The organism is Crossiella sp. SN42 (genome assembly GCF_023897065.1).
Classification (GTDB): Bacteria; Actinomycetota; Actinomycetes; order Mycobacteriales; family Pseudonocardiaceae; genus Crossiella.
In genome coordinates, this window is sequence record NZ_JAMHIV010000001.1 from 660266 (window position 1) to 678511 (window position 18246).

An 18246-nucleotide genomic window follows, 5' to 3' on the forward strand; every position below is an offset into this window, starting at 1 on the left:
GCCACGTGCGCGATGAGGCAGACCGGCCCACCCCTGTCGACGCCGGAAAGGGCAACCGGCCGGGTAATTGGTTGGCGCTGCGCACGAAGCGGTGGGAATGATCCGCCACGGCGTCCTGCCGTGGCGAGAGGGAGTGGCGATGACCGAGGTGCGCACGACGGCGGGGCTGGTGCGCGGGGTCGGGCAGGCGGGGCTGGAGGTGTTCCGCGGGATCCCGTTCGCCGAGCCGCCGGTGGGGGCGCTGCGCTTCGCCGCGCCACAACCCGTGCGGGGCTGGGACGGGGTGCGCGAGGCCGTGGCCTACGGTCCGCCGCCGCCACAGCCCGGGGTGTTCGGCATGGACGCGCTGGCCGGGGAGACGCCGGGCGAGGACTGGCTGACGGTCAACGTGTTCACCCCCGGCATTGGCGCGGAGCTGCCGGTCATGGTGTGGATCCAGGGCGGCGCCTACACCATCGGCATGGCCAGCCTGCCCGAGTTCGACGGCGCCCGCCTCGCCGGCGAGGGCGGCGTGGTGGTGGTGACGTTCAACTACCGGGTGGGCTTCGAGGGTTTTGGCCAGCTTGAGGGCGCGCCGGGCAACCGAGGCCTGCTGGACCAGCTGGCCGCGCTGGAGTGGGTGCGCGACAACATCCGCGCCTTCGGCGGAAACCCTGACCGGGTCACGATTTTTGGCCAGTCCGCGGGCGGCGGGTCGGTCGCCGCGCTGCTGGCGATGCCGAGGGCGCGCGGGCTGTTCCGGCGGGCGATCGCGCAGAGCGTGCAGGGCACCTTCTTCAGCCCCGAGCTGGCCGCCGACATCGCCGCGGTGTGCGCCGCCGAGCTGGGACTGCGGCCCACCGTCGCCGGTCTGTCCACTGTGGACCCAGCGAGGCTGGCGTCGGTCGGGGACACGGTAATCGCCAAGATCGGCCAGTGGGCGGACCGCTGGGGGCCGGCCGCGCACAAGCTGATCCCGTTCGCGCCCGTGGTCGACGGCGACCTGCTGCCGGTCACCCCGTGGCAGGCATTGGCCGAGGGCGCGGGCCGGGACGTCGAGCTGATCGCGGGTCACGTCCGGCACGAGGACCGCCTGCTCGCCCTGGTGCACGGCCTGCTCGGCCAGGTCACCGAGGAACAGGCCGCCGACGCGCTGACCCAGTTCGCCCCCGGCCCTGACGGCCCGGCCCGCTACCGCGAGCACTATCCGCAGGCCGGTCCGGACGAGCTGTACGACCTGGTCAACTCCGACTGGTTGTTCCGGATGCCGTCCCTGCGCCTGGCACACGCCCAGGCCGTCGGCGGCGGCCGGGCCCACCTCTACGAGCTGACCTGGCCCGCCCCCGGCATGGACGGCCTGCTCGGCGCCTGCCACGGCCTGGACGTGCCGCTGGTCTTCGGCACCCTGACGCAGGGCCAGCCCGCGATGCTGCTCGGCGGCGAGCTGTCCGAGGCCGAACCGCTCTCGGCCCGGATGCGCGCCGCGTGGACCGCCTTCGCCACCCACGGCGACCCCGGCTGGCCGGCCTACGACCCGGAGCAGCGCCTGACCCAGGTCTTCGACATTGAGCCCATCGTCACCGCCTACCCGGAGGATGCCTCCCGCCTGATCTGGCAGCACCACACCTTCGCCCCGCTGCCCCTGCTCGCCAGGGAACCAGGGCGCTGATGGTGGCGTTGAACCAGCCGTGGAGAACGCGATGCTGTGGACGGTGCCCGGCTTCGTGCTGCTGATGGTCGCGGTCGGGATGTACGAGCTGCTGCGCCACCGCCGCGACCGCCGCCGCGGCACCCCACTGACCGGCACCTACGTCAACGAGCTGACCGCCACCTTCTACGGCACCAAGCGCACCGAACTGGAGCACCGCCAGTCCATGTCGATGATGGCCGAGGACCAGGCCCAGGGCGCGCCACCGCCATTGGGCATCGACCTGGACCGGGGCACGGCGACGCTGCGGCCGGAGGACCACCGCAAGCCGGGCTGAGTCAGGGACTTCACAGCGGCGGGGCCGCGCCGGGGCCGCCCGGTCCGTGGTCGCCGTGCCGGGCCACCTGGAGCAGCAGTTCGCCCGCTACCCGCACGATCTCCCGTTCGGCGGGTGTCAGCACCTGCTCGAACGCCTCGGCGAGCCACCGGTTGCCCGCGCGCACGTGTTCCCGCAGCGCCGCGTGCCCGGCCTCGGTGATCTCCACCCGCTGGGCCCGCCGGTCCTGCTCGTCCCGCCTGCGGGACACCCGGCCGTCGGCTTCCAGCGCGTGCAGGACCCGGGTCAGCGACTGGGGTTGCAGGCCCTCGATGGCGGCCAGCGCGGTGACCGTCAGCGGGCCGCTGTGCCGCAGGTTCGCCAGCACCGACGCGCCGACCCTGGTCAGCGAGCTCGCCTCGTCCGACTGCTGGGCGCGCAGCCGCGAGGACAGCCGGGACACCGCCCAGCGCACGGTGTCGGCTGCGGTCGCGGCATCGCTCATGAAACCACGCTAGCACTTCGCATATCCGGATAGAGCGACCCTCCCAGGCCAATCTATTAAGCGTAAGCTTGCCATATGCGGCTGCGGGTGTTCTGGGGTCTGCTGGAGCGCGACCTGGTCGCGACCCGGCGGCAGCTCGGCAGCGTGCTGGCCCAGGTGCTCATGCAGCCCCTGCTGTTGCTGCTGGTCTTCGGCAAGGTGCTGGGCGCGCTCGGCTACACCCCGCCCGGTTACGCCCAGCTGCTGCTGCCCGGCCTGGTGGCGCTGAACGCGTTCTTCGCCTCGGCGCAGAACGCCTCGTTCCCGCTGGCCATGGAGTTCGCCACCCGCGCGGTGGAGAACCGCCTGCGCGCGCCGGTGAGCCTGCCCTGGATAGTGGCCGAGCGGATCGTGGCCGCCGCGGCCCGCGGCATCATCACCGCGGTGCTGATGGTGCCGGTCGGCGCCGTTGTGCTCGGCGAGCTCGACTGGCCGGTCTCCGGGATGCCGGCCGCGCTGGCCTTCACCGTGCTGGGCGCGCTCACCGGCGGCGCGGTCGGGGTCACCATCGGCTCGCTGGTGCCCCCGACCCGGATCGGCTTGACCTTCTCACTGGTGATGCCGCCGCTGCTGTTCACCGGGTCGGCGCAGTTCCCGTTCCGCGAGCTTCGCGCGGTGCCGTGGTTCCAGGCGCTGTGCGCGCTCAACCCGATGACCTACGTCAGCGAAGGCCTCCGGGGCGCGCTCACCCCGCACATCGCGCACCTGCCGGGCTGGCTCTGCCTCGCCGCACTGGGCCTGGCGCTGCTGATCTTCGCGCCGGCCAGCGTGCGGACGTTCCGGCGCCGGGCCGTGGTGTGAGTCAGCCCGGCACCGGTCCACTGGCCACTCCCCTGGTCTGGGCTTCCGAGCTGCTCGTGGTCTCGCACCGCGCCGCCGACGTCACCGGCACCGGCTTCCCCGGCTACCTGTTCGTCGAGACCCGCCGCCACGCTCCCACCCTCGACACACTGGAACCGCCGGAGGTCGGCGCGGTCGCGCAGGCGGTCTGGCAGGCGTCCCGGGCGCTTCGGGCCGAGCTGGCGCCCGAGTTCGTCTTCTCCGCCATTGTCGGGCGCGGGGTGGCGCACTTCCACCAGCACGTCTTCGCCCGCCACCCCGGCACGCCAGCGCACATCAGCTGGATGGACAGTCACGACTGGGCCGGCGCGCCGCGGGTGACCGCCCAGGAGATTGACGAGCTGTGCGATCGCCTGGGTCGTCACTTCCGATGAGTCAGCCCGGGGTCATCGCGATCTCCCAGAACCCGGCGTAGCGCCCGCCCCTGGCCAGCAGCTCCTCATGGCTGCCCGACTCCACGATCCGGCCGCCGTCCAGGAACACCACCCGGTCGGCGCTGCGGACCGTGCTCAGCCGGTGCGCCACCAGAACCACGGTGCGGCCGGCCATCAGGCGCTGGATGCCCGCGTGCACGGCCGCCTCATTCACCGGGTCCAGCGCGGAGGTCACCTCGTCCAGCAGCACGATGGGCGCGTCCTTGAGCAGGGCCCTGGCGATGGAGACGCGCTGGCGTTCGCCGCCGGACAGGCGGGCGCCGCCCTCGCCGACCTGGGTCGACCAACCGTTCGGCAGGCGGTTGGCCACCTCGTCCAGGCGGGCCGCGGTCGCCGCCGCGCGGACTTCGGCCTCGGTGGCACTGGGGCGGCCGAGGCGGATGTTGTCCTCGATGGTGCCGTCGAAGAGGTAGACGTCCTGGAAGACGATGGCGATCCGGGACATCAGCGCCTCGGGGCCGATCTCGCGCACGTCCGCGCCACCCAGGCGGACCGTCCCGGCGTCGACGTCGTAGAAGCGGGCGAGCAGGCGCAGCAACGTGGTCTTGCCCGCGCCCGACGGACCGACCACGGCCAGGCGCTGGCCTGCGGGCACGGTCAGCGACAGGTCGTTGATGACCTTGCGGTTGTCGTGGTGGAAGGTGACGGCGTCGAGCTCCAGGCCGTGGTGGGCGGGCTCGACCGGCTCGGCGGCTTCGGGCAGGGGTTCGGTGCGCAGCACGGTGTCCAGCCTGGTCAGGTCCACCTGGGCGGCGCGGAGCTGGCCGCTCAGGTCGGTCAGGGTGAGCAGCGGATCGGCGCAGCGGGCGGCCAGCACCAGGGCCGCCAGCACCTCGGCCACCCCGGTCTGCCCGCCCAGGGCGAGGTGCGCGCCCAGGGCCAGCAGCGCGGTGAACACCGCCTGCACGGTCACGGTCAGGCCCACCGCGCCGGGCAGCACGGAGAGCACGGCGCGGCGGGCGGAGCGGTGCAGCTCGTGCAGCGAGTCGTCGAGCAGCCGGAAGCGTTCGGTGGTGCGGCCACCGGCCCGCAGCACCGGCTGGGCCTGGAGGTACTCGATGACGCGCGCGGCGGCCTCGTCGCCGAGCCTGGTGCGCTCGGCGTCGGTGCGGGCCATCGACCGGCCGGTCCAGACCAGCGTCGCCGCCACCACCGGCGCGGCGAGCAGCGCGGCCAGGCCCAGCTGCCAGTTGTAGGCCAGCAGCACGACCACGATGGTCAGCGGGGTCACGCTGGCGGAGATGAACGGGCCCAGCAGGTGTGCCGGAATCCCCATGGCCTGCAACACACCCTGGCTGGCCAGCACCGACACCTCGCCAACCCGGCCCGCGGTGAACCAGCCCAGCGGCAGCCGGGCCAGGTGGTCGCCGAGGCGGCGGTACATCCCGCGCAGCAACGAGATCCCGACCCGGAACCCGGCCAGGTCGCCCACGTAGCGCAGCACCGCGTACCCGGCGACCGCCGCGCCAAAGGCGAGCAGCCACGGCCAGGCGGCAGCGGGATCCTCGCTGAACAGCGCGCGCAGCACCGGCACCAGCAGCGCGTAGGACAGGCCCTCGGCGATCGCGGTGGCCGTCATCAGCGCCACCGTGCGGCGCAGCGGGCGGGCGTGCTGCTCGCCCAGCACGCGCAACATCGTGCGGATCATCGACTGTCTCCCGTCGCGGAGTGGTGGGATCGCCAGAACTCGGCGAACTTTCCGTGCTGTGCCAGCAGCTCCGCCGGGCTGCCCTGTTCGGCGATCACCCCGTTGTCCAGCACCACCACGGTGTCGGCCTCGGCTACGGTCTCCAGGCGGTGCGCGATCACCAGCAGCGTCCGGTCACTGGCCATTGTGGACAGTGCTTGCCGCACGGCCTGTTCGGTGCGCGGGTCGGCGAAGGCGGTGGCCTCGTCCAGCACCAGCACGGGCGCGTCCGCGAGCAGCGCGCGGGCCACCGCGATCCGCTGCGCCTCACCGCCGGAGAGCCCGGCGTCCTCGCCGATCACCGACTCGTAGCCGCGTGGCAGCTCCAGGATCCGGTCGTGGACGCAGGCCAGCCGGGCCGCGCGTTCCACCTCGGCGCGGTCGGCGCTGGGCACGGCCAGGGCGATGTTGTCGGCCACCGAGGCGCGCAGCAGCCGGACGTCTTGGAAGACAAAGGAAACCATCCTGCGTAGCTGCTGGCTGCCGAGGTCGCGCAGGTCGACGCCGCCGAGCAGGACCGCGCCGTGGTCGGGGTCGAAGAACCGGGGCAGCAGCTGGACCAGGGTGGACTTGCCGCTGCCGGAGGGCCCGACGATCGCGGTGACCGTGCCGGGTTTGAGCACCAGGTCGATCCCGCGCAGCACCTCGTGCCCGGACTCGTAGCCGAACCGCACGTCCCGGAGCTCCACCTGATGTCCTTGCGGCGCAACAGGATTCTCCGGCTCCGGCAACGGCGGCACCGCGAGCAGGTCGCGGATGCGGCCGAGGGCGCGCCGAGCGGTCTGCACCGGGTCGAGGCCGTGTCCGACCGCGGCCAGCGGCGCGGTCAAACCCAGTCCCAGCAACAGGAACGGCAGCAGGTCGGCCGGGGCCAGCGAGCCGCCGGTGATCAACGCGGTGCCGCCGATGAGCACCACCAGCAGCACGAACGGCGGCGAGAGCGCGAGCTGGAGCCCGGCCGCGATCCGGGAGGCTCCGCGCACCCAGCGGCGCAGGACCTCGGCGAAGTCCTCGGCCGCGGCGCGGAACTCGTGGTGCGCGCGCTCGCCGCCGCCGAAGGTCTTGACCACCGCGATGCCCTGCACGAAGTCCACCGCGGCGCTGGAGATCCGCGCCATCGCCGCGTCCCGCGCCACCTCCGCGCGCCGCAGGGACGGGGCCGACATCAGCGGGATCAGCGCCACCGCCAGACCCAGCGGGATCAACGTGATCAGGGTGAGCCGCCAGTCCACGGTGAACAGGTAGGCCAGCGACACCAGTGGCACCACGAACGCGGAGACCAGCTCGCCCGGCACGTGCGCGATCAGCGGGTGCATCGCGCTCACGTCCTGCTCCACCACCGTGGCCAGCTCACCGCTGCGGCGGCGGGCGAACCAGCTGATCGGCACCCGCCCCAGGTGCGCGGCCAGCCGCCGCCGGAAAGCCAGCTGCACCCGCCCGTCCAGCAGGTGCCCGACCCCGGAGGAGGCTGCGGTGCCCAGCAGCCGGATGAGCATCCCGGCCGCGCCCAGCAGCACCACCAGCCAGACGTGCCCGTGGTCGATCGGCCCCGGCGAGAGCAGCACCCGGCCCAGTTCGACCACCGCCAGCAGTGGGGCGAGTCCCGCGATCGCGCCGATCAGCTGGGACAGCAGGACAAAGGCGAAACCGCCCAGGTAGGGGCGCAGCAAGGCGGCCACGCCAGGGGTCGGTTCCGGCATCGCGCTCATCCGGCCAGCGCCCGGCGCAGCGCCCCGGCCAGCTCGGCGTTCTGCCGCTGCGAGATCTCCGCGGAGATCAGCGCGTGCGAGCCGTGGAAGGTGCCGGACCACTGGTGCAGCTCGACCGGCACGTTGGCCTGCAACAGGCGCAGCGCGTAGGCGATGTCCTCATCCCGGTTCGGGCACAGCTCGGCGGTGGCGATGTAGGCCGGTGGCAGCCCGGTCAGGTCCGCGGCCCGCGCCGGGGCGGCGTACGGCGAGGCGGGCGCGCCGCCCAGGTAGTGCGCCCAGGCCGCGGTGCTCTTGGCCCGGTTCCACCAGGGCGTGTCGGTGAAGGTGCGGGCTGACCAGCTTTCCTGCCGGTCGTCCAGCGCGGGCTGGTTGAGCAGCTGGAAGCACACCGGCAGCCGCTGTTCGTCGCGGGCCCGCAGGGCCACCGCGGCCGCGATGCCGCCACCGGCGCTGTGCCCGCCGACCGCGATCCGGCCGGGGTCGATGCCCAGCTGGTCCGCGTTCTGCGCCGCCCAGGCCAGCACCGCGTAGGCGTCGTCGAAGGCGGCCGGGAACGGGTGTTCCGGGGCCAGCCGGTAGCCCACCGAGATGACCGTCTCGCCGGAGCTGTCCGCGAGCCGGGCGGCCCACGGGTGCTCGGTGTGCACGTCCCCCATGACAAAACCGCCGCCGTGCAGCCAGACCACCGCGCCCCTGGCGTGCGGCGGCCGGTAGACCCGCACTGGCACCGGCGGATCCGCGGGCACCAGGTGGTCCTCGACTTCCAGTTCCGAGGTGTCCGGCGGCGGCACCGAGGCGATCACCCCGGCCAGCTTCGCCCGCGCCGCGACCGGATCGGACAGGTCGGACACCGGGAACATGGGCAGGAACGCTTCGAGTTCGGGATCCATGCCGGGAATGCTGCCCGGCTCCCCCGCTGAGTTCGTCCGCCGGGCGTCGCGCATTCCACCACCCGCGCGCGCCGATCGTCGCTATCCTCCGGTGCGTGGAGGCACTGGCCCAGCGACTGTCGCACCTGGACTCGGAGGCGGGCGGCGCGCTGCGGGTGGTGATGTACTTCGACACCCTGATCCGCCGGCGGGTCGACCTGCCCGCGCTGGCCAGGGCCTCGGCCGCGCTGGCCGAGTGCGTGGCCGGGATCCGCCTGCACGGCACCGGCCGGGTGATCAGGGTCGGCCCCGACGGTCGCCCTGCCCCCACCCCACCCGCACCCGCCTCCACCAGCACGCCGATCACCCTGGACGAGGAGGAGATCGGCACGGTCTGGCTGGAGCGCCCCACCCCGCCCGGTCCCCTGGACGAGCTGCTGCTGGACCGCCTGGCCCTCGGCGCGGCCGCGGTGCTGGAACGCTACGGCCCGGCCAGCACCACCATGGCCGACCCGGCCCTGATCGAACTGGTGATCAGCCCCGGCACCGACGACGCGGCCAGGACCCGCGCCCTGCGCCTGCTCGGCTTCCCCGCCGACCTGCCGCTGCGCGCCATCGCGGTCCGCTCACCCCGCCCGCTGGACCGGATCGGCGGCCTGATCTGCCCAGCGCACCCGGTGAAGGCCGCGCCACTGGCCGAGGCCGGCGTCATCCTGGCCCCCACCGTGGACCCGGCCCGCTTCCCGGACGGCACCCGCGCGGGCATCGGCGCCGCCGACCGCCCCGACCGGTCCTGGCAGCAGGCCCGCACCGCGCTGCGCTTCACCACTGACCGCCAGCCCGTGGTGCACCACGACGACCTGGGCGCACTGGCCCTGCTCGCGCACATCCCCCAGGAAGCCTTGCGGGACAACAAAGACGTCACCGCGATCGACCGCCTGGCCACCGCAGGCGACGACCTGGACACCCTGGACGCCTACTGCGCCACCGGTTCCGTCCGCCAGGCCGCCGACACGCTGCACCTGCACCACAGCAGCGTCGCCCGCAGGCTCACCCAGATCGGCCGGACCCTGGGCATCGAGCTGACCGAGCCCGCCGGACTGACCAGGGCCCGGCTCGCGCTCACCGCCTGGCGACTGCGCGGAGGCTGACGTCCCCGCCCTGTGGAGCAGGCACCCGGGCAATAAATCCGTACCACTACGGATAGGTCCTCGGATTGTTCCCCCGCGACCCCCTCACCATGATCAGTGCATCCGTTTCCCTGCTACGAAAACGGAGCACGGCATGCGAACACTCGGAAGCCTCCTGCTCGCCACCGCCCTGGTGCTGACCGGCCACGCGGCCCAGGCCGAGCCACGTGGCGTGGTGCTCAACGCGGGTGCGCCGGACTCGATCCCCGGCCAGTACATCGTCGGCCTGCACGGCGCCACCTCGCTGGCCGCCGACGCCGCGGCCTCGGTCCAGGCGGAGTCCGCCGAGCTCGCCCAGCGCTACGGCGGCCAGCTGGGTTACGCCTACTCCGCGGCGCTGCGCGGGTTCTCGGTGAAGATGTCCGCGGCCCAGGCCCAGCGGCTGGCGGCCGATCCCCGGGTGGAGTTCGTGCAGCAGTCGCTGTGGGTGCGCTCGGCCGCGGTCAAGGCGCCCGCCGGGGAGCAGCCGAACGCCCCGTGGGGGCTGGACCAGGTCGACGGCGCCAACGACGGCACCTACAAGTACCCCAACGTCGGCACCGGGGTCACCGTCTACAACACCGACACCGAGCTGAACACCGACCACGTCTCCTTCGAGGGCAGGGCCAAGTCCGGCTACGACTTCATCGACAACGACAACAACGTCAACGACTGCAAGGGCCAGTTCGACCAGGGCCACGGCTCGCACACCGGCGGCACCTCCAGCAGCGAGGCCTACGGCGTGGCCAAGGACGTCACCATCGTCGGCGTCAAGGTGCTCGGCTGTGACGGCAACGGCCCGGACGCCGCCTCGATCAAGGGCATCGACTGGGTCACCCAGAACGCGAAGAAGCCCGCGGTGGCCAACGCCAGCTGGACCTCCGGCGGCGCGGGCGCGGACCCCGAGGGCATCAACCGGGCGATCAAGAACTCCATCGCGGCCGGCATCACCTGGGTCGCGGCCGCGGGCAACGAGAACCAGGACGCCTGCAACGTCAGCCCGGCCAAGGTGCCCGAGGTGATCACCGTGGCGGCCACCCAGGACGAGCAGAACAACGAGGCCGGCTACTCCAACCACGGCACCTGCGTGGACATCTACGCGCCCGGCTCCAACATCAACTCCGCCAGCAACTCCAGCAACACCGGCAGCAAGGGCATGCAGGGCACCTCGATGGCCGCCCCGCACGTCACCGGCGCCGCCGCGCTGTACCTGGCAGGCAACTCCGGCGCCAGCCCGCAGCAGGTCAGGGACGCGCTGGTGAACAACGCCCAGTCCGGTGTGGTGCGCAACCCCGGCCCCGGCTCGCCGAACAAGTTCCTCGACGTCAGCAAGCTCGGCGGCGGCACCGAGCCGGGTAAGCCCACGGCGGACTTCACCGGCGACTGCGCCAGCTCGCTGACCTGCTCCTTCGACGCCTCCGCCTCCAAGCCCGGCACCGGCGGCAGCAGCATCGCCGGCTACAAGTGGGACTTCGGCGACAACAACACCGGTGACGGCGTCAAGCCCGCGCACACCTACGCCAAGGACGGCGAGTACCGGGTCACCCTGACCGTCACCGACGACAAGGGCGCCACCTCCGCCCCGGTCACCAAGGCCGTCCGCGCGGGCAAGCCCCCGGCCGGTCAGCCGCCCGTGGCCTCCTTCACCGTCTCCTGCCAGCGCAACCGGTGCTCGGTGGACGGCTCCGGCAGCACCGACCCCGACAACGACATCAGCGGCTACGCCTGGGAGTTCGGCGACGGCAAGACCGGCACCGGCGTCACCGCGGCCAACGACTACCCGGCCAAGCAGGCCAGCTACTCGATCAAGCTGACCGTCACCGACAAGACCGGCAACAGCAACTCGACCACCAAACAGGTGCAGTGCTGGAGCTTCGGCGCCAACCAGGCGTTCTGCTTCGCCTGACCCCAGTACTCCTCCGGGCAGGGGGAGAGCGGCCCGTGCGTCCAACCACGCACGGGCCGCTTGCCGTGCCCGCGACGGCCCCGGTGTGCTCGCCCCGGTTCCGGCGTGCTGAGATCGTCACCGGAGCTCGGAGGAGGAGGTAGCCGGTGGTTGCCGGGTTGAGACGCACGAGGTCGGCCTCTCCTGGCACGCCCGCACCCGCCCGCGACCACCGCGCCTGGCTGCTGCGCGTACCGGCCGCGATCCTGGCCGGGGTGCTGCTCTACCTCAGCTTCCCGCCGTACCGGAGCTGGTGGCTGGCGCCGGTCGCGCTGGCCGTGCTCGGCCTGGTCCTGCACGAACGCCGCAAACGGGCCGCCGCGGGTTACGGCATGGTCTTCGCCAGCACGTTCTTCCTGCTGCACCTGTTCTGGCTGCAGGACTTCCTCGGCCGCGAGTTCGGCCCCTGGCCCTGGCTGGGCCTGAGCCTGCTGATGGCGCTCTACATCGCCGTGGTCACCACGCTGTTCCCGCTGGTCGCGGGCCTGCCCGGCGGACCGGTGTGGCCGGCCGCGCTGATCGTGCTCTCCGAGGCCCTGCGCGGCCGGGTCCCCTACGGCGGCTTCCCCTGGGCCAAGCTCGGCTTCGGCCAGGTCGAAGGGCCGCTGCTGGGACTGGCCGCGGTCGGCGGGGTGCCGCTGGTGACCTTCGCGGTCGCGCTGACCGGCTTCGGCCTGGCCGCGCTGATCCTGCGCGCCCGCACCCGGCTGTCCGTCCGAGGCTGGCTTGCCACCGCCGCCCCGGTCGTGCTGCCGGTGGTCGCCGCGCTGGCCGCCTGGCCGCTGGTCGGGGTCGAGGCGCAGCAGGGCACCCGCACGGTCGCCCTGGTCCAGGGCAACGCCCCCGACGCGGGGATCGGCCTGCTCAGCGAGCTGCCCACGATCCGCCGCAACCACCTGGAAGCCAGCCGGATCCTGGCCGAGAAGATCCGCACCGACGCCGGCCCCAAGCCCGATCTGGTGGTGTGGCCGGAGTCCACCACCCGCATCAACGGCCCCGACCCGGTCCTGGACGCCGCCGTGGCCGACCTGGGCGTGCCCACCCTGATCGGCGGCCTGTACCGCACCCCGGCAGGCCAGGAGAACGCGGTGGTCAGCTGGGACCCGGCCACCGGCCAGGGCCCCCGCTACACCAAACAGCAGCTGGTCCCGTTCTCCGAGTTCATCCCGCTGCGCGACGTGGCCCGCCTGATCACTCCCTTCGTCGACGTCCCCGACCTGGTCGCTGGCACCCGCACCGGCCCGCTCACCGTCGCGGGCGCCCCGCTGGGCGTGGCCATCTGCTACGAGGTCGCCTACGACTACGTCCTGCGCGAGAACGTCGACCAGGGCGCCCAGCTGCTCATCGTGCCGACCAACAACGCCTGGTTCGGCCGCGGCGACATGACCTACCAGCAGCTGGCCATGGCCCGCCTGCGCGCGGTGGAACACGGCCGCGCGGTGGTGGTCGCGGCCACCAGCGGCGTCAGCGCCATGGTCCGGCCAGACGGCACGGTGACCCAGTCGCTGGAGATGTACACCTCGGGCTCGCTGACCGAGACGCTGCCGCTGCGCAGCTCGGTCACGGTGGCCGACCGGCTGGGGCCGTGGACGGAGATCGTGCTGATCGCACTGGGCCTGCTCGCGGTCGCCGCGGGGATCCGTCAGTCGTCCTCGAAGAGTGCGCGCAAGTCGAGTGAGACCACATCAGGATCCGGCCAACCGGCCGCGTAGCCGTACCGCTCAACTGCGGTCTGGAACAACCGAGCCGCCTGCACAACCGCTGCCCGCCGCATGCCAGAACTAACCAGCCCACGATCGCGAATCTGGGCGGTCAACCGCGCCAGAGTCTCCGCACGCCGCGCCAAGAGCACGTCCAGGTCAGCTCGCTCGACGCGCATCTCCTCATCGAGCAGATCGAAGCGGAACGACCGGGGCAGCTCCCTATCAATCTCACTGAGCCTGGGGGGCGTCTTTTCGTTGAGCAACACGCCCAGCCTGTTCTCGTTCACCGCTCGCCGATAAACCGCGCGCTCCAGCAGGTCGAGATCCCTGGTCGCCTGTACCCGGTCTTCCCCGCGGTGCTCCTGCCACTCCCAAAGCGGCCACAGTTCGATTTCCGCGACCTCGTCCACGTCCAGGATGTTGAAGGTAACGGCGTCCGTGCGCCGGTTGGTCAGATGCCTGCGGATCCTGGTGCTCAAGCCTTCGCGGGTCTGCCCAACGTAGATCGGGTTCTGGTTGATGTCGTAGAAGACGTAGCAGCCGTACCTGGCATCTGCCCAGGCTCGCCCCTGACCGTCTTCGGCCGCCAGCGCCCGGCTGAGTTGATCACGGAAGCGCCGTACCCGGAGTGGCAGCTTAGGAGCCGGTCGCCGGTCGCCGAACGAATCCTGCTGTGGTGCCCGCCAATTCAGCCTCAGCCGGTCGCCGGACCGGAGCGGTTCCCGGACCCATGGCTCAACAGGCCCACTGACCACAGGCGCAGGCTCGGGCGCGACCGATGTCTCCGGAGCGCTTCGACGAGCCAGTCGCCACCGTTCCTCCCATGCACGGACTACCTCGTCATGCGCAGCGAACCGGTCCGGATCCGCCCGGTCCCGGTGCAGGAGTACGGCTCGCACAAAGGCCCTGACGAAGTCCAGCTTGAGCTGCCTCCGCTTTCCCGCCAGGGTCTCGCTGAGCGTCGTCTTCGAAACCACGAAGGCGCAGCTCTCCGTAGCGATCTTGGCCACGGTCGCCAGACTCGGCTCGCCACAGTCCACGCGCAGCTCTCTCAGCCCGGCCAGCAGGTCGCCCTCATGGTCCATGAGTGAAGGGTAGCCGAACGATATAGAACGAGCGCGATGCGGTTTCAGCAGCACAGAACGATCTAGTGCGTTCGGATCTGTTCCGCATCGTTCTAGGTGGATGAACCACTCATGATGCTGTGCTCAGCTAGGCCCATGACTCCGAACGAGCCTTCCCCGACCCGGCCCCGCGACCGCGTCCTCGACCTCGTCGCGCTCCTGTCGCTGCTTGCCATCGCCACCGCGGTCTACCTGACTGCTGGCGAAGCGGCGCTAGGCGTGGTCAGCACAGTCGCCATCACGTTCTACACGCTCTGGCGTTCCAGCCGCCGTTGACCCCGGCAGCACAAGACGCCCGCCGCGCTCACTCCGGGCAGGGCGGCCGGAACTCCAGGCCCGGCAGGTACTTCTCCCACTCCTGCTCGGTGATCCGCGGATACGCCATCGCGCAGATCCGCGCCGCCGACCGCTCCACGTCGATGTCCCAGATCCGCAAGGTCCGGTCGCTGCCCACGCTGCCGATCCGGCTGCCGTCCGGGCTGAACTGGATCTGCTGGATCGTCTCGCCGTGACCGCGCAGCGCCGCGTACTCCCTCGGCGCGCGCGGGTCGGCCAGGTCGAACAGCCGGATGGCCCGCTCGTTGCCGGCCAGCGCCAGGGTCCGGCCGTCGGGGCTGAAGGTGACCGACTGGACGGTGGTCCTGGAGTCGCCGACCTCGGCCAGCGCCTCTTCACCGGCCGGGTCGGTGATGTCCCACAGGCGGACCTTGCGGTCGCCGCCCAGGGTGACCAGTTTGGTGCCGTCCGGGCTGAAGGCGACCCGGTAGGCGCCGCCGGGGTGCTCGCGCAGGGCGTTGACCTCCCTGGGCGCGCCGCGGTCGGTCAGGTCCCACAGGCGGACCACGCCGTCCATGCCTGCCGAGGCCAGCAGCTTGCCGTCCGGGCTGAACCGCACCTCCAGCACGTCGACCCCGTGCTCGACCAGCATCAGCGGCTTGCCGGGCTTGGCCGGGTCGCGGATGTCCCACAGGCCGACCCGGTTGTCCCAGCTGCCGGTGGCGAGCAGGGTGCCATCGGGGTGCACGTCCACCGAGCCGACCGCGTTCTCGTGCCCGGTCAGGGTGGAGATCTCCTTGGGCTGGGCCGGATCGGCCAGGCTCCAGATCTTGACCACGCGGTCCAGCCCGCCGGTGAACAGGTACTTGCCGTCCTGGCTCACCGCCACCGTCTCCAGCGGCCCCTGGTGCTGGTTCAGCCGGGCCACCGGCTCCACCAGGCCGTCCCCGGTGACCTGCCACAGGTTGACCATGCGGTCCCGGCCGCCGGTGACCACCGTCTTGCCGTCCGGGGTGAAGGCCAGCGTGGTCACCGCGTCCTCGTGCTGAGGCAGACCCTGGCGGCGCAGGTCGGCCAGCTGCACGGTGTGGTCGTCGCTGCTGGTGGCCAGGGTGATGCCGTCAGGGCTGAACGAGGCGCGCCAGGTCGCGTCGGTGTGCCCGCGCAGCACGGCCAGCTCGCGCACCTGGCGGGGGTCGGTGATGTCCCACAGCCGGGTCGAGGAGTCCGCGCTGCTGGTGGCCAGCGCCCGGCCGCCGGGGGCGAAGGCCACCGCGTGCACCGAGTCCAGGTGACCGGCCACAGTGGACAGTTCGACCGGGCGGTCCGGGTCGCGCACGTCCCACAGCTTGACCAGCCGGTCGCTGCCGGTGGTCACCAGCAGGTTCCCATCCGCGCTGAACAGCGCGTCCTGCGCGCCGTCGGTGTGCCTGCCGGGGAAGGGCAGCTCGCGCGGGCGGCGCGGATCGCGCACGTCCCACAGCTTGACCGCGCCGTCCCAGCCCGCGGTGGCCAGCAGCGGACGGGCCGGGCTGAAATCGAGCCCGTGCACCAGGTCGGTGTGCGCCTCGGTCGCGCTGAGCTGCTGCGGCTGCTCGGGGTTGGCGATGTCCCACAGCCGCAACGTCTTGTCCACCGAGACGCTGGCCAGCACCCGGCCGTCGGCGCTGAAGGAGACGTCCTGGATGTTGCCGCCGTGCCCGGCCATCAGGGCCAGCGAACGCGGGCGGCGCGGATCGCTGAGGTCCCACAGCCGGATGTTGCGGTCCAGGCCCGCGGTGGCCAGCATGGTGCCGTCGGCGCTGAACTCCGCGTTGTGCAGCCCGAAAAGATGACCCTCCATTGTGGACAGCAGCTGGGGCCGGTTCCGGTCCCGCACGTCCCACACCCGCACCACCTTGTCATCGGCGGCGCCCGCGGTGACCAGGATCGGCTCGGTGGGGTGGAACAGGGTGGCCGAGGTGGCCCTGCTGTGCGCGGTGATGCTGGTGCTGAAGGCCTCCGCGGAGGTGCCGCGCACGCTGTCGGCGGCCTCCCGCGAGCCGTCGGTGCGGTAGGCGGCCAGCCGCAGCTGCCAGGACAGCGCCGGGTTGCTGGCCCGGATCGCCTCGGCCTGCACCACCGCCTTCTGCGCCAGCGCGGCGGTGCGCTGCGCGGTGGCCTCCTGCTGGGCCCACACCGCGTACCCGGTGGCCGCGCCCGCCAGCAGCAGCAACGTGGTCAGCAGCGCCACCAGCTGCCGCAGCCGCCGGTCCCGCTGCCGCCTGCTGCGCACCTCTTTCTGCTCGGCGGCGGCGCTGGCGGCCAGGAAGTCGGCCTCCCGGTGGTTGAGCAGCCGGTCCCGGCCGCGCTGGGCCCAGTCGGTGGCCAGGGCGAGCTGCGCGCCGCGGTAGAGCGCGCCGGGGTCGCGGTCCAGCCGCTCCCACTCCTCGGCGGCCTCGCCGAGCCTGCGCGCGGTGCGCAGCCCGTCCCGGTCCTCGGTCAGCCATTCCCGCAGCCTGGGCCAGCAGCGGATGATCGCCTCGTGCGCGAGGTCCGCGCTGTCCTGGTTGAGGGTGAGCAACCTGGCCTGCGCCAGGCGTTCCAGCACCACGGTCAGGTCGTCCTCGCCGGTGTCCAGCTCGGCGCGGGAGACCCGGCGCTTGGTGTCCTCGGTGCCCTCGCCAAGCTCGATCAGCCGCAGGAACACCTGCCGGGCCAGGTCCTGCTGGGCCTCGGTGAAGCTGTTGTAGACGGTCTCCGCGGTCTGCCCGATCGCGCCCTCGATCCCGCCGCTGGCCTCGTAACCGGCCAGGGTGAGGGTGTTGCCGCGGCGCCGCCGCCAGGTCTCCACCAGCGCGTGCGAGAGCAGCGGCAGCACCCCAGGCTGCCCGGCCGCCTCGCTGACCAGCCGGGCCACCAGCGCGGTCTCCACCGCGCAGCCCGCGCCGACCGCGGGCCGGGTGATCGCCTGCCGCAGCTCCTCCGCGGTCATCGGCGTGGCCAGGATCTGCCCGTCCTGCAAGGCTTCGGCCAGCTCCGGGTAGCGGGCGCAGTGCGCGTAGAAGTCCGCGCGCAGCCCGAGCACCACCTTGATCCGGCCGCCGGTGGTGGCCGCGGCCGAGGTGAGCGCGGTGACGAAACGCTGCCGCTCGGCCGGGTCGTGGCAGCGGGTGAACAGCTCCTCGAACTGGTCCACCACCAGCACCAGCTCGCCCTCGGCCGGGCGCGCGCCGTCGAGCAGGAAGGCGACCTCGTCCATCGGATGCGGGCCAGGGGTGAGCAGCACGCCCTCGGTCAGCCTGGGCAGCACCCCGGCCCGCAGCAGCGAGGACTTGCCGGAACCGGAGGCCCCGACCACCACCACCAGCGGCCGCGCCGCGAGCAGGTCCAGCACCTGGTCGATCAGGACCTGCCTGCCGAAGAAGCGGTCCGCGTCCCCCGGCCCGAAGGCGGTCAGCCCGACGTAGGGCGAGTCCTGGGCTTCCGGCTCCAGCCCGGCCAGCGCGCCGAGGTCGATCTCCTTGGCCAGCTCCCGCCAGCGCTGCTCCCACTCCTCCTCACGGCCGCCACAGGCGCGCACGTAGGCCAGGGTCACCGCCAGGCTGGGGAGCCGGCGGCCGCGCGCGGCCTCGGAGAGCGTGCTCACCGAGTAGTGCACCACGCGGGCGAGGTCCCGGTAGGACGGGTTGCCCGCCTTCTCCCGCAACCGCCGCAGCTCGTAGGCGAAACGCTGCAACTCTCCGGCATCCGGATCCACTGGCAGCTCTGGCCGCGGCACTACCGTCCTTCCTGTGACCATCCCGTCGTGACGAGTTAGTGTACGGCAGGACCGGACCGGAAATCGCGGCCAGTGCCGGAAGCTTTTGATACCCCTGGTACCGACCGGCAACGATAGCCGGTGGGCAATTGTGGCGACACCCGCATCCAGAACTTGGATGTGAGCGAAACGACAGCGACGGGCGGTCTACCAGGCGCGACGAGTCATCCGACAATCGGATGACCGCGAGACGGCGAACGC

General features: G+C 72.4%; 14 protein-coding genes. 8 read left to right on the top strand and 6 right to left on the bottom strand.

Going from position 1 to position 18246, the window contains the following annotated elements:
* The first annotated feature begins 139 nt into the window (after positions 1–139).
* Complete coding sequence (locus M8C13_RS02925; protein WP_252478844.1) at positions 140–1648, top strand: carboxylesterase/lipase family protein; 1509 nt, start codon at positions 140–142, stop codon at positions 1646–1648.
* A gap of 31 nt (positions 1649–1679) precedes the next feature.
* Positions 1680–1964, top strand: coding sequence for a DUF6191 domain-containing protein (locus tag M8C13_RS02930; RefSeq protein WP_252478845.1), 285 nt, complete (start codon positions 1680–1682; stop codon positions 1962–1964).
* Positions 1965–1974: 10 nt separating this feature from the next.
* Here the strand turns inward: M8C13_RS02930 and M8C13_RS02935 are convergent, their stop codons facing one another.
* Positions 1975–2448 carry a MarR family winged helix-turn-helix transcriptional regulator gene (locus tag M8C13_RS02935; RefSeq protein WP_252478846.1) on the bottom strand — a complete coding sequence of 158 codons (474 nt, stop codon included), beginning with the start codon at positions 2446–2448 and terminating at the stop codon, positions 1975–1977.
* Positions 2449–2523: 75 nt separating this feature from the next.
* On the opposite strand from M8C13_RS02935, the gene M8C13_RS02940 reads away from it, so the two are divergent.
* Together M8C13_RS02940 and M8C13_RS02945 are read left to right on the top strand one after the other, a co-directional pair.
* Complete coding sequence (locus M8C13_RS02940; protein ID WP_252478847.1) at positions 2524–3288, top strand: ABC transporter permease; 765 nt, start codon at positions 2524–2526, stop codon at positions 3286–3288.
* Entirely contained in the window at positions 3285–3701 is a 417-nt protein-coding gene (locus M8C13_RS02945) for an HIT family protein (RefSeq protein ID WP_252478848.1), read from the top strand. Before M8C13_RS02940 ends, M8C13_RS02945 begins: the two co-directional genes overlap by 4 nt.
* A 1-nt stretch (position 3702) precedes the next feature.
* Here M8C13_RS02945 and M8C13_RS02950 read toward each other — a convergent pair whose 3' ends face one another.
* Genes M8C13_RS02950 through M8C13_RS02960 form a run of 3 tightly spaced genes read right to left on the bottom strand, consistent with a single transcriptional unit; the run spans position 3703 to position 8050 of the window.
* Entirely contained in the window at positions 3703–5409 is a 1707-nt protein-coding gene (locus M8C13_RS02950; protein WP_252478849.1) for an ABC transporter ATP-binding protein, read from the bottom strand.
* Positions 5406–7157, bottom strand: a complete 1752-nt coding sequence (locus tag M8C13_RS02955; RefSeq protein ID WP_252478850.1) for an ABC transporter ATP-binding protein — start codon at positions 7155–7157, stop codon at positions 5406–5408. Before M8C13_RS02955 ends, M8C13_RS02950 begins: the two co-directional genes overlap by 4 nt.
* Entirely contained in the window at positions 7154–8050 is an 897-nt protein-coding gene (locus M8C13_RS02960; protein WP_252478851.1) for an alpha/beta hydrolase, read from the bottom strand. The genes M8C13_RS02955 and M8C13_RS02960 overlap by 4 nt, the downstream gene beginning before the upstream one ends.
* A 95-nt stretch (positions 8051–8145) precedes the next feature.
* Between M8C13_RS02960 and M8C13_RS02965 the strand changes: the two genes are divergently transcribed.
* The 3 genes from M8C13_RS02965 to lnt all read left to right on the top strand — a co-directional run bounded on the left by M8C13_RS02965 (position 8146) and on the right by lnt (position 12855).
* Entirely contained in the window at positions 8146–9180 is a 1035-nt protein-coding gene (locus M8C13_RS02965) for a helix-turn-helix domain-containing protein (RefSeq protein WP_252478852.1), read from the top strand.
* Between the two features lie 133 nt (positions 9181–9313).
* Positions 9314–11104, top strand: coding sequence for a S8 family serine peptidase (locus tag M8C13_RS02970; RefSeq protein WP_252478853.1), 1791 nt, complete (start codon positions 9314–9316; stop codon positions 11102–11104).
* A gap of 158 nt (positions 11105–11262) precedes the next feature.
* Entirely contained in the window at positions 11263–12855 is a 1593-nt protein-coding gene (gene lnt, locus M8C13_RS02975) for an apolipoprotein N-acyltransferase (protein ID WP_252478854.1), read from the top strand.
* Here lnt and M8C13_RS02980 read toward each other — a convergent pair.
* Complete coding sequence (locus tag M8C13_RS02980; protein ID WP_252478855.1) at positions 12786–13931, bottom strand: GIY-YIG nuclease family protein; 1146 nt, start codon at positions 13929–13931, stop codon at positions 12786–12788. The genes lnt and M8C13_RS02980 overlap by 70 nt on opposite strands.
* Before the next feature lie 135 nt (positions 13932–14066).
* On the opposite strand from M8C13_RS02980, the gene M8C13_RS02985 reads away from it, so the two are divergent.
* Complete coding sequence (locus M8C13_RS02985) at positions 14067–14246, top strand: hypothetical protein (protein ID WP_252478856.1); 180 nt, start codon at positions 14067–14069, stop codon at positions 14244–14246.
* A gap of 28 nt (positions 14247–14274) precedes the next feature.
* On the opposite strand, the gene M8C13_RS02990 is transcribed toward M8C13_RS02985, so the two are convergent.
* A complete protein-coding gene (locus tag M8C13_RS02990; protein WP_252478857.1) occupies positions 14275–18006 on the bottom strand; it encodes a hypothetical protein in 3732 nt (1243 codons plus the stop codon).
* Positions 18007–18246: the final 240 nt, after the last annotated feature.

Bases quoted from the DNA above. Each gene is read 5' to 3' on its own strand.
- M8C13_RS02985 (WP_252478856.1), top strand. From the start codon at position 14,067: ATGACTCCGAACGAGCCTTCCCCGACCCGGCCCCGCGACCGCGTCCTC.
- M8C13_RS02935 (WP_252478846.1), bottom strand. From the start codon at position 2,448: ATGAGCGATGCCGCGACCGCAGCCGACACCGTGCGCTGGGCGGTGTCC.
- M8C13_RS02925 (WP_252478844.1), top strand. From the start codon at position 140: ATGACCGAGGTGCGCACGACGGCGGGGCTGGTGCGCGGGGTCGGGCAG.
- M8C13_RS02970 (WP_252478853.1), top strand. From the start codon at position 9,314: ATGCGAACACTCGGAAGCCTCCTGCTCGCCACCGCCCTGGTGCTGACC.
- M8C13_RS02940 (WP_252478847.1), top strand. From the start codon at position 2,524: ATGCGGCTGCGGGTGTTCTGGGGTCTGCTGGAGCGCGACCTGGTCGCG.
- M8C13_RS02980 (WP_252478855.1), bottom strand. From the start codon at position 13,931: ATGGACCATGAGGGCGACCTGCTGGCCGGGCTGAGAGAGCTGCGCGTG.
- M8C13_RS02950 (WP_252478849.1), bottom strand. From the start codon at position 5,409: ATGATCCGCACGATGTTGCGCGTGCTGGGCGAGCAGCACGCCCGCCCG.
- M8C13_RS02930 (WP_252478845.1), top strand. From the start codon at position 1,680: ATGCTGTGGACGGTGCCCGGCTTCGTGCTGCTGATGGTCGCGGTCGGG.
- M8C13_RS02960 (WP_252478851.1), bottom strand. From the start codon at position 8,050: ATGGATCCCGAACTCGAAGCGTTCCTGCCCATGTTCCCGGTGTCCGAC.
- M8C13_RS02955 (WP_252478850.1), bottom strand. From the start codon at position 7,157: ATGAGCGCGATGCCGGAACCGACCCCTGGCGTGGCCGCCTTGCTGCGC.